Consider the following 11,532-nt stretch of genomic DNA (forward strand, 5'->3'; position numbering starts at 1 on the left):
GTAGGACGTTGCCAGGCAAAGACCTAAGTCGTTTTGACTTAGGTCTTTTTTATTTATTGTATATCTTTTCATTTTCTTATACGTACAATTTTTGTCTTAATTAATTTTATCAATTTTCATTCTTAACTGTTCTGAAAGCCTATCTTTGTTCATCTAATGTAATTTTTGATGAAAAAGAAGGCTTTTTTAATTATATAGAGGTTATTTATGTTTCATATAGAAATCTTACATATTAACTAGATGAAAACAGGGAAAAGGGAGGATTTATTTAATGAACAAAGCTGCATTAAAAGAAGATACAAGCAGGGTTATAAAGAAGCAGGAAACTTTACTTACGAAGTGTGCCGATGTATTTTCAAGGTGGTCACAGAAATATGTACCTGATGCTTTTGTTATTGCTGTGTTACTCACATTTTTTGTTTTCATTGTAGCGTTTTTTATGAATCCTTCTAAGCCGTCTGCAATTGTAAAATCGTGGGGAGATGGATTTTGGACCTATTTAACTTTCACTATGCAGATGGTATTGTTAATGGTAACAGGGATGACATTGGCTTCTGTATCATTTATTAATAGAGGCTTACAGTCTATGGCAAAACTAGCTAATACGCCTCAAAAAGCTTACATTCTCACGTTTTTAGTAAGTGCAGCTGCATATTATATTAATTGGGGATTAGCTGTTGTTGTTGGAGCAATTGTGGCAAAGGAAGTAGGGAAAAAGAATCCGCATGCTCATTTTCCATTACTTGTAGCAGCTGCTTACTCTCCGACAGCCTTATATAGCGCAGGGCTTTCTAGTTCGATTGGATTAACAATTGCTACAAAGGATCATTTTCTTGCAGATGTAATGGGTGTAATTCCAACATCTCAAACGATTTTTAGTTTTTCTACCATCACTATCTTTTTGGCATTATTGATTACAATGCCAATTATCATTGTACTTATGGCTCCGAAAAGTGGAATTGTTGGCTATAAAGCCGATGAGAAAACTGAATCTTCTTTTATAAAACCTTCTCAGAAAGATTTAACTATCGCAGAAAAATTAGAATGGACCCCGGTGTTGGGAACATTATTCGGTTTAATTGGTATGTTTTATTGTGTATATGAGTTTATTAATGGCCGCGGCTTGGACTTAAATATTATTAACCTATTATTTTTATCATTGGGCTTGTTATTGCATGGTTCTCTAGGCAATTTTTCGCAAGGATTTAAAGAGGCAACTGGATCAATTTCTCCAATTATTTTACAATTTCCGTTTTACGCAGGGATAATTGCTGTGTTAGGTAGTTCAGGGCTAGGAAGTTCTATTATTGAGTGGATGGCATCCATTGCATCAAAAGATACATTTGATATTTTTACATATTGGTCAGCTGGGTTAGTAAATTTATTGGCACCGTCAGGTGGAGGACAATGGGCATTGCAAGGACCGCTGCAAATTCCAGCTGGATTGAAATTAGGAGTAGACCCAGCGAATGTTGCAATGGCAGTAGGATGGGGAGATGCCTGGACAAATTTAATTCAGCCATTCTGGGCTTTGCCTCTTTTAGGTGTATTAGGACTAAAAATTAAGGACATTATGGGATACTGCTTTATTCTTTGTATTTGGGTAGGGATTGTTACAAGTGTACTTATGTTATTTCTTTATTAATCTTATAGAAGGAATTCGTTTTCTTTTTAAAAATTATCATGTGAAACTAACCATCAGTAAAGGTATCCTCCACTGATGGTTAGTTGAATGAATTTCTCTTTACTATCCTCAAATATCATATTTTACAGTATTATGTTAAAAAGACAGGGTTCCCTGTCTTTTTTTCGATGAAATAAATCTTATGAAACATGATTGTGTATTAAAAATATAACGCTTCTTTTTATATAAAAGAGTACAGGAATTGGTCATGATTTTAAAATCTTGCTGTGCTTGTGTGCCTACATAAGAGGAACTGTTTCATGGTTTGAACTCTTCTTAAAATCCTTTAAAAGTTGTATTGTTGTTTTTTGAATAAGTAAAGGCAATACATGAAATGAATATGGTTTATAGACACGCTCTGTCCATTTGTGACCGTCTTTCCCGTACACCCCCATGTTAATAGAAGGGATATTTAATTTACGTATAGTATCGTATGGAAGTGGATATAGTTGTTCCCACTTCGGGAAGTTTTGTAATAATGGTTTTAGTTCATCGTCTGTTTCGTGAATAGATAGGAAGCTTCCATCAGCTAAATAAGGGAAAAACTTTTTCAAAACAAATTGTTCTCCGGTCTCATCTTGTACATTTTGTAGTATTGTTTCAATACTGCTTTGTAATTGACGATTTTGTTCACTTGTTTGCTTTAAATAGTTATGTGGTAAAAAAGGCGGTGCAAAAAATAAAATAACTCTTGGTTTTTTTTCAGGATCCATTTCTTGTAGAGCGGCAACAATTTCAAAATAAACTTCACGTAAGTCATTATTCTTACTTTGTTTTAGGGTATTTTGAATAATTGCTTCCGTATTTATGCCATGTTGTTGTAATTCTTCTATATAATCTCCGTAACTTGTAACAGCAATCTCCCATGAAAGGTCACGTGATGGTAAGCCTGTTACAAGTAAATAATGCTGAAACTGTTCTTTTAGATACTCTTCAGCTTCTTTACATACTTGTTTTGTTTCGGCTAATAGTCGCTCAAGAACTTCTTCAGGTGTAGATTCATAAATAAAATAATTAAAGTATAGCTGGCTACTTGTTGCGGTTTGTACAGTATAACTGTCTTTATTATCGCGTTGATATAAACATGTTGGAGGTAGAACAAGCTCATCAGGAATAAATTCAGTTAGTTTATAGTTGTTGTGTAATCTGCGTGTAATTTGAGCAGCAATAAAGTTTGGATCAATTCCTGATAATGTATCTCCAACATGTACTTCTCTTCCATAAATATAGAAGCAAGGTAGAAGTTTCCCAGCTGTTCCTGTATAAATATAGCGCTGGTTGTCTCCGTCGTATAGAGGTGTGATGAAATCATTATTAATTGCTAGACAGTAGTGTAATTGTTTTTCTCGTTGTAGTCTTTCTAGTTCAGTTAATGCAGCTGTAATTCCGCGGTGTTCTCCCTCTTCGTCACCATTGAAAAGTAAAAGAAGATTTCCTTCTAATAGATCGGTATGTTGTGAGAAATATAAAATGTTAGCGATATGGACAGCAGCCCCACTTTTCATATCAACAGAGCCACGACCAAATAGCCAATCTCCAGATTTAGCATCAGTCTGGACATCAAGATTTCCCTCATATGTTTGAAAATATTCTTCTAATGTTTCTGAGGAAAAAGCATGTTCCTTTAATAGGCCGAAGTCTTCAATTCCAACTGTATCTAGATGAGAATGATAAATGATGGTAGAAGTTGATTTTTTGTTTCCTTCTACAAATGCAAATAAATTTATTCGGTTAATTGGATCATTTGGAACAGTTTGTACCCATAAATGTTCAGGGTGCTGTTTAAAATATGGAAAGCTTTTCAAAATGCGATAAAGTTCATCTATAATATGGGCTTCACCTTCAGTTCCGTTAATGCTATTAAATGAAACGAGATGTTTTGTGAGTGTCTCGACTTGTTTTTCTAGAGATAGTGAGTGTAATTGTTGATACATAAGATAAAACCTCCTTAATTTTTTGATTAAAAAAGTAATTGTTTGTAAAAGCATGTATTTTATTGTTTAAAAAGAAAACAGCAACAACATTTTGGATAACAACTCATACTAACCTCAAGTCTAAAACTTTCATATCTGTCTTTTATTTTCCACATTATGAAATTAGTTTCCGCTATATGAATAAAAAAATGGCGGCAGATTGTCGATTTTATAATACGGACGTTCTGCCGATTTTAGTAGATATTTCACTAGCGGCTTGTTTCACCTTGCTAATAAGGAAGGTTAGCCGATCATCGTTGATACGGTGGTTAAGCACTCCAACGCTTAATGCTCCCATCACTTTATTGTTAAAGCCTATAATGGGTGCCGCAACAGATGCAGTGCCTTCGGTTTTCTCACCATAACTTACGGCATACCCTTGTCTTTCTATTTCTAATAATTGATGTAAAAGAATTTGCTTTTGTTCTGGTGAGGAAGAAAGTAATTGGTCAATAATGTGATGTGTCTCTCTAGAATCCATATTGGCGAGTATTGTTTTATTTGGTGCACCGATAGAAAGAGGAATTCTTTCTCCTAAGTTATCAATAACACGAACTTTTAATGGACTGTCAATTCTTTCGATAATAATAGAATGTGTTCCATTTGGAATATTTAAATAAACGCTTTCTTCCACTTCATGTGCTAAACGTTTCATTACTTCTCTGGCTACAGATTTGTAGTCAATTTTCTCTAATTGACGTAAGCCGATTTCCATCCACATAGGTCCTGATGTATAATGCTTCGTTTCTGGAATTTGTGAAACAAGCTCATGTTTCATTAGAGAATTGAGTAACCTGTGTACTGTACTAACCGGAAGAGATGTTCTTTCGGCTATGTCAGAAATGGACCAGTACTCTTTATTGTTATCAGAATTTAGTAATTTAATAATACCTATAGCTCGATCGATGGATTGTACCATATACTGGCCTCGACTTTACTTGTAATGTGTAAATCTCTTTGATTAACTATCAATTTAGCAAAAATTTAAAATGAAATCAAATTAAATTTCAGAATAAACAAAATAGAAAAAATACAAAGTGGAAACGGATACAAAAAGATGTTGACTTTTTTACGTAATTATCTGAAAATTATAACAAGATTTCGTATAGTGAAAATAATTCCGTAATACGGAAAAATCTATTTTTATAATATCAATTATGAAAGTGAGGAAAACAATGACGCATTCTGACAGCAAGAATAATGAATTAAAGCGTACGATGAAAAGTCGACATTTGTTCATGATTGCACTTGGTGGTGTAATCGGAACTGGCTTGTTTAACGGTTCTGGTTTTATCATCAGCAAAGCTGGACCTGGAGGAGCTGTACTTGCTTTTATGGCTGGTGGATTATTGATGTACCTCGTCATGTTATGTCTTGGCGAGCTCGCGGTGGCTATGCCGGTGTCTGGTTCTTTCCAGGAATATGCTACGAAGTATATAAATCCTGCTACTGGATTTACTATTGGATGGCTGTATTGGCTAAGCTGGGCAAATACTGTTGGGCTTGAATTTACAACTGCAGGTATTACGATGCAGCGCTGGTTTCCTGATATTCCTGTATGGGTTTGGTGTTTAACATTTGGTGTTACAATTTTTAGTATTAATGCATTATCTGCCCGCAGTTATGCAGAAACGGAATTTTGGTTTTCGAGCATTAAAGTGTCAGCCATTGTTGCCTTCATTATTCTTGGAGGAGCAGCGATGTTTGGCTTTATTGACTTAAAAGGGAATGAAGCGGCGCCGTTTTTTTCAAACTTTACAGATTACGGTGGTCTATTCCCAAACGGAATTGGTGCGATACTGTTAACAATGGTTACGGTTAACTATTCCTTTCAGGGTACGGAACTGGTTGGTATCGCAGCGGGTGAGAGTGAAAATCCTGAAAAAACGTTACCGCGTTCCATTCGAAATATTATATGGCGGACGATGTTTTTCTTCGTTTTAGCGATATTTGTTCTTGCAGCCTTGATTCCTTGGGAAGAAGCAGGTTTAGCGAAAAGTCCATTTGTTGCCGTTTTTGATAATATGGGTATTCCATATGCTGCTGATATTATGAACTTTGTCATTCTCACTGCTGTTCTTTCGGTTGCTAACTCAGGATTATATGCAGCAACAAGAATGCTTTGGTCATTGTCCAAAAATGACATGGCTCCAGCTTTCTTACAGAAAGTATCGTCACGTGGTATTCCATTATATGCATTAATTATGACGATATCTATTTCTGCTTTTTCACTTTTGACGAGTGTTGTGGCTGCTGAAACTGTGTATTTATGGTTAATTTCGATTTCGGGCGTTATTACAATTATTGTATGGATGTCCATTTGTGCTTCTCAATTTCTTTTCCGTAGGCGTTACCTAGCAGAAGGCGGTAAGTTAGAAGATTTGAAATTCAAAACACCTCTTTATCCAATTGTCCCAATTCTAGGCTTTGGACTGTACGGTCTTATATTAGTAAGTCTTATCTTTATTCCTGATCAGAGACTAGGAATTTATTGTACTGTACCTTTTATTATTGCTTGTTATGCTTACTACTACATAAAAGTAAGAAAAAGAATTAGTAATAACAGTTATAGTGAGAATAAAATGAGAAAAATGATGTGAAGTTCATCTTGTTCTTTCTAAGTGCATTTTTAAAATGAAGATATTTTCGTAATGAAAAGAAATACTTTTTTGTTATTGGCTTTGAAATGAAGTGAAATAGCACCGTTCAAGTAATCTTGAACGGTACTATTTTTATTTATCCCGCTATTCGCAGGTAGTAAGAGATCTCCAGCCCAAGATAGAGAGAGAAGCGAAGAAGCTAGGTGGGGGATAACTGCTGGCATGCGCCCGATTGGTGAGAACATTCCATCAGTGGGGGATGAAGAAAATCCCCATTGATGGAATGTTCACTTTATAATATTTTTGGGATTTATTAAAAACGTTGCATCATAACTAAATGAAAGGACCCCGCTGGCTGGATAGCTTGTGTATTCTAATATTTCTTTCTTAGTAGCTAAATCAATGAAAAACCGATATCCTAATCTGGATATCGGCTGACTAGTTGTTTCTTTCGAATAGAAGAGATTGTTCTAGTTAAAGCAGTACAAAAGTAGTGAATACAATAGCTAACAAAATACGATAATAAGCAAATGGCTTTAATCCTATTTTAGCTAACAGTTTTAAAAAGGTAACGACTGCTAGCATTGCTACAATAAAAGAAGTAATGAATCCTACTGCGAACATTGGAATATCGTCTACACTTAAATACTTCCAACTTTTTAATAAGTCTAGACCAGTTGCTCCAACCATGACGGGAAGCGCGATAAGAAAAGAGAATTCTGATGCGGCTTTATAATTCACTTTTGCTAACAATCCTCCAGACATTGTGGATCCAGCTCTTGAGAAGCCAGGATATACTGCTAAACATTGAAATAACCCAATTGTTAATGCTTGACGATATGTTAAATCGTCTAATGAATAGGAGGTAGCTTTAGGTTTTTTAACTTCTGCAAAAATCATAAGGATTGCTCCTGCTACAAGCCCGATAACGACAGTGTATGGCTGAAATAAGTATGTTTTGATCACATCATGTAATAGTAAGCCAGCAACTACAGCTGGGAATACACCTAGAATCACATGTAATGCATTGAATTTTTTTTCTTTCTGTAGAAGTGGTTTTATATTAAATAAAGAAACAAGGCGTTTGTGATATAAGACAGCGATAGCTAAAATAGCTCCTAGCTGTATCACAATCTCAAATGTTTTTGCTCTTTCTCCTTCAAATCCTAACAAGTGACCGGCTAATATAAGGTGGCCAGTAGAGGAAATTGGTAAAAATTCTGCTAGTCCTTCTATGATACCAAGTATAAAGGCGGTGACTGTGTCGCTCATAATTTCACTCCTAATATATAAATGAAAATTCTTCTTTCAAACCTTGATAACTGGTGGAGATTTCTGGGATATTTTTTCATCCGTATAAATTAATGAATATCAACCTTTTTAAAATAGAAGATTGTTGTGATAAATCCGATCATAGCTGTAGCGGCAATAACGATATAAGAATATTCTGGAGGATATGTCGGTTGCAGTTCGTTGTTTACTATATCGAGTGTAGCCGTCCAAGGAAATAAATCTTTGTGTTCCGAATTTGTAACCATAAGATTTGCCATCGTTATAACAATTGTGAATATAATAGGCGGAACATAAGTCTTCATTACAAGAGTTAGCAGTACAATAAGGGGGGATAAGATAAAAAGGAGTCCACCGCCCAGCAAAAATTTCAGTAAAGATTGCAAGAGTAATGGGCCGCTTAAGCCAGGAAAGCCTCCTAATAGTCCTAATAGTAAAGTTAGTCCCCAAGTAACTATAGTCAACATCATAATCCAAATAAAAAGAAGAATAAATTTACTTATAATAAAGTTAAAACGTGATACAGGAATGGTTAATAGGCTTTTTAATGTATCTTCTGTGTATTCCCGATTAAAGAGATAAGCGGTAACGACTCCGTATAGAAGGACTCCCATTAATAAAATAGTATACATATTAGCATTATAAAAAAGGTCATCGAGACCCGCAGCTGGAGCAGATGGTTTTGTTTTCTTTTCTATATAAAAGGCCGAAACTATCATAAATGGTGCTACCGCTGCCCCAATAATACTAATCAAGAACATATTAGAGCGTTTTAATTTTAATAGTTCTGTATATAGTAGATTAACCAATTGTCCCACCCCCAACCAATTTGGTGAAGTAATCTTCTAATCTATCTTCGCTCATCATAATCTTTAATACTTCAATATCGTTTTGAACAAATGTTTTATTAATCTGTCCTTGCTGTCCGAAGTGAGAGTAAATGCGAATATTTCCTTCATCATGAACCTCATAATCAGAAATATGAAATTGATTTTCTAACAGCATCGCAGCTTTATTATCGTTATTTACTTGAAATTCTAAGTATTTACGATTTGTTTTTTGAAGTGTATCAAGTGCAATTTCCTCCAATAACTTCCCTTCATGAATAATTCCCATATGATCGACTAGCTGTTCAACTTCAGCTAAAATATGGCTAGAAATTAATATCGTTATGTTTCTTTCTTGGGCTAAAGATTTAATGAGCTTTCGCATTTCTTTAATACCAATAGGATCTAAACCGTTAGTTGGTTCATCTAATATTAATAGCTCTGGATAATGGAGAAGGGTTCTTGCAATTCCTAATCGTTGTTTCATCCCTAATGAGTATTTTCCTACTAGTTTTTTCGTTTCATGTTGCAGTCCTACAATTTCTAAGGCTTCTTCAATCGCATTTTTTTTGTGAACGCCCATGATTTTGGCATTAATTAATAAATTTTCTCTTGCAGTAAGGTTTTCGTAAAACCCTGGAACTTCAACGATAGAACCAATTCTTCTTAAAATTTCTTTTTGGTTTTTGAGAAAATCCTCTCCGAATATTTCGATTTTTCCGCCTGTAGGTTTTATTAGGCCTAGCAGCATTCGAATTGTAGTCGTTTTACCTGCGCCATTTCGCCCGATGAATCCATAAATCTCTCCTTGGTTCACATTTATGTTGAGATTATCTACAGATTTTTGATTGCCATAAATTTTAGTAAGATTTGTTGTTTTTATAATTGTACTCACTTTAAAACACCTACTTTCTATAATCTCTTAATTACATGATAAAAAGGAGGATTTAACTGCTGCTTAATCATTTCTTAACTATTTCTTAAAAACAGTTTGCTTCGGGATGGAAAATCCAAAGGTGGTTCTTTCCCATGGAATACTTTCTACCCAAATTTGGCCGCCGTTTTTTTCTACGAGTGCTTTAGCGATAGCGAGTCCTAGGCCGCTACTACCATGCGAAGGGTTCCTTGATTGGTCACTTCGGTACATTCTCTCAAATACGTTTTCTAAATCGCTCTTTGAAATTCCAGGTCCTTTATCCCAAATGAGCAAATGATATTCATTTGTGGTTTCCGAGAGCTCTATTCCTACTACCTTCCCAGGTTTTCCGTAATATATGGCATTTTTCATGAGGTTACCTATAACTCGCATTAGACTAAGAGAATCTGCTGTAATCGGGCAAGGTTCTTCTGGGATGTTAACTTGTAACTTAATATCATGCATGGATAGCTCAGGTAAAAATTCAATTAAAGATTCCCTAGTAATCTCTGAAAAATCAAGTTGTTCTTCCTTTAATGGAAACTCATCAGCATCTAGCTTGGCCATATTAAATATTTGATCAACTAATTGCTTTAAGCTGTTTGATTTCTTTGATAGTATTTCGAGATATTCTTGTTTTTCATCTTCTGAAGCAGCGATATCATCTTTTAAAGCATCGATATATCCAATAATAGAAGTAAGTGGTGTCCGAATATCATGTGAGATACTAGATAGCAGTTGTTTTCGGGCTTCTTGAAATCTTTTGGATTCAACTTGGACCTTTTCTAGCTCGCTTATTAATTCATTTACAGAAAAAACTACATCGTCTAATGAATGGTCGTTATTTGTATATAGTCTTGTATGTAAATTTCCGTTAATTGCCCGTCTTAATTTAGCCACTATAGACTTTCGGTTCTGAATAAAATGAAGTCTTATAAAGAAAAGGTTTATTGTTATAACAATAAGTGTAATGAATAAAGTTAATTTTAATGTGTGAACCATGTCTATAAATAGAAGCCCAGTAATGATTATAAGTTGACATATGATAAGGTAGAGAATTTTATCATTCTTCATCCTTTTCACCTACAAATTTATAACCGATTCCCCATACAGTTTGAATGAATTTAGGATCAGAGGGATTAGCTTCTATTTTCTTTCTAAGCTTTCTAATGTGCACCATAACTGTATTATCATCTTCTATATAGTTACTGTCCCAAACATTGCGAAAGAGTTGCGTTTTCGTAAAAACTTGTTCAGGATTTGAAGTGAAAAACTTTAATAGTTCAAGTTCTTTTCCGGTTAAAGATATTTCTTTTCCATCTACGTTAACTGTGTACTTTTTTAAATCAATTGTTAGCCCTTTAAATGTTAGGATTGTTTTTTCTTGCGTGTTAGCATTACTTCCTAATATTAAAAAGCGCCTCATAAGAGCTTTTACTCTGGCGACTACCTCATTGATACTAAAAGGCTTTGTAATGTAATCGTCCGCACCTATGCTTAAGCCTAAAATTTTATCTACTTCTTGATCTTTAGCAGTGAGCATTAATATCGGGATATTTGTTTTGTCTCTAAGTCTTCTACATACTTCGATACCATCAACTTTGGGCATCATAAGATCTAATATGATGAGGTTATATTTGTTTTGTTCAAATAAACGAAGAGCCTCTTCACCATTTATAGCGATATCTACTGTATATAGTTCCCGTTCTAGATATTTTTTTAATAAATTTCGTATTTCTTTTTCATCATCGGCTATCAGTACACGTATATCTTCCATATTTCCACCTGCTTCTAATATGATTTTGTTGGTAGTGTAATTTGGATAAACAAAGGTTGTATGATGGTTTTATTAATGAAAAATTTAATTGCTATCTAATTATATACTATAAATTGTTAAAATAAGGTTGTTAGTACAGAACCGAATAGGGAAGGTAATCCATGAGTAAGCTATCAGAAGCATATGGGAGAGTAAATAAAGTGAAACTTCCATCAGTGGGGATCTTACTGCCCGCGAATAGCGGGATAAAGACGTATTTGAGGTGTGTTTTTACAATCCTGCAGAAAGAACAGATAAATATCTCTAAAAAAACCGTTGACTATTGTTAGATAGAGGTGTAGTATTATACGAGTCGCTGATGCAACAGAGCAGAAAGCGAAAACGAAATAAAAAACTTAGTTGGCATTGAAACACAAAGATGTTAACATAAGGAAGTCGCCAATTGAGCGACAGACAAGTTCTTTG

The 11,532-nt window shown here is 34.6% G+C and carries 9 protein-coding genes; 2 read left to right on the top strand and 7 right to left on the bottom strand.

All coding sequences use genetic code 11. From position 1 onward, the window contains the following. The first annotated feature begins 271 nt into the window (after positions 1-271). Positions 272-1,645, top strand: a complete 1,374-nt coding sequence (locus CN326_RS23450; protein WP_098311345.1) for a short-chain fatty acid transporter — start codon at positions 272-274, stop codon at positions 1,643-1,645. 278 nt (positions 1,646-1,923) lie between these two features. Here the strand turns inward: CN326_RS23450 and CN326_RS23455 are convergent, their stop codons facing one another. Both CN326_RS23455 and CN326_RS23460 read right to left on the bottom strand, forming a co-directional pair. Next, the gene (locus tag CN326_RS23455; RefSeq protein ID WP_098311346.1) at positions 1,924-3,618 is read right to left on the bottom strand and encodes a M20/M25/M40 family metallo-hydrolase; all 1,695 of its coding nucleotides are present in this window, start codon (positions 3,616-3,618) and stop codon (positions 1,924-1,926) included. 208 nt (positions 3,619-3,826) lie between these two features. After that, complete coding sequence (locus CN326_RS23460) at positions 3,827-4,576, bottom strand: IclR family transcriptional regulator (RefSeq protein ID WP_098311347.1); 750 nt, start codon at positions 4,574-4,576, stop codon at positions 3,827-3,829. A 256-nt stretch (positions 4,577-4,832) separates the two neighbouring features. Here CN326_RS23460 and CN326_RS23465 point away from each other — a divergent pair, with 256 nt between their 5' ends. Continuing rightward, on the top strand, positions 4,833-6,257 hold the full coding sequence (locus CN326_RS23465; protein WP_141525122.1) for an amino acid permease: 1,425 nt from the start codon (positions 4,833-4,835) through the stop codon (positions 6,255-6,257). 474 nt (positions 6,258-6,731) lie between these two features. Here CN326_RS23465 and bacA read toward each other — a convergent pair whose 3' ends face one another. The 5 genes from bacA to CN326_RS23490 all read right to left on the bottom strand — a co-directional run bounded on the left by bacA (position 6,732) and on the right by CN326_RS23490 (position 11,067). Beyond that, positions 6,732-7,529 (bottom strand): undecaprenyl-diphosphate phosphatase, encoded by a 798-nt coding sequence (gene bacA / locus CN326_RS23470; RefSeq protein ID WP_098311348.1) that lies wholly within the window; start codon positions 7,527-7,529, stop codon positions 6,732-6,734. 89 nt (positions 7,530-7,618) lie between these two features. Further along, entirely contained in the window at positions 7,619-8,356 is a 738-nt protein-coding gene (locus tag CN326_RS23475) for an ABC transporter permease (protein ID WP_098311349.1), read from the bottom strand. Beyond that, positions 8,349-9,269, bottom strand: coding sequence for an ABC transporter ATP-binding protein (locus CN326_RS23480; protein WP_098311350.1), 921 nt, complete (start codon positions 9,267-9,269; stop codon positions 8,349-8,351). Before CN326_RS23480 ends, CN326_RS23475 begins: the two co-directional genes overlap by 8 nt. Before the next feature lie 78 nt (positions 9,270-9,347). Then, a complete protein-coding gene (locus tag CN326_RS23485; RefSeq protein WP_098311351.1) occupies positions 9,348-10,364 on the bottom strand; it encodes a sensor histidine kinase in 1,017 nt (338 codons plus the stop codon). Continuing rightward, positions 10,354-11,067 carry a response regulator transcription factor gene (locus CN326_RS23490; protein ID WP_098311352.1) on the bottom strand — a complete coding sequence of 238 codons (714 nt, stop codon included), beginning with the start codon at positions 11,065-11,067 and terminating at the stop codon, positions 10,354-10,356. Before CN326_RS23490 ends, CN326_RS23485 begins: the two co-directional genes overlap by 11 nt. Positions 11,068-11,532 lie beyond the last annotated feature (465 nt).

Origin of the sequence: Bacillus sp. AFS018417, from assembly GCF_002560985.1 — a bacterium.
GTDB classification, from domain to species: domain Bacteria; phylum Bacillota; class Bacilli; order Bacillales; family Bacillaceae_G; genus Bacillus_A; species Bacillus_A rhizoplanae.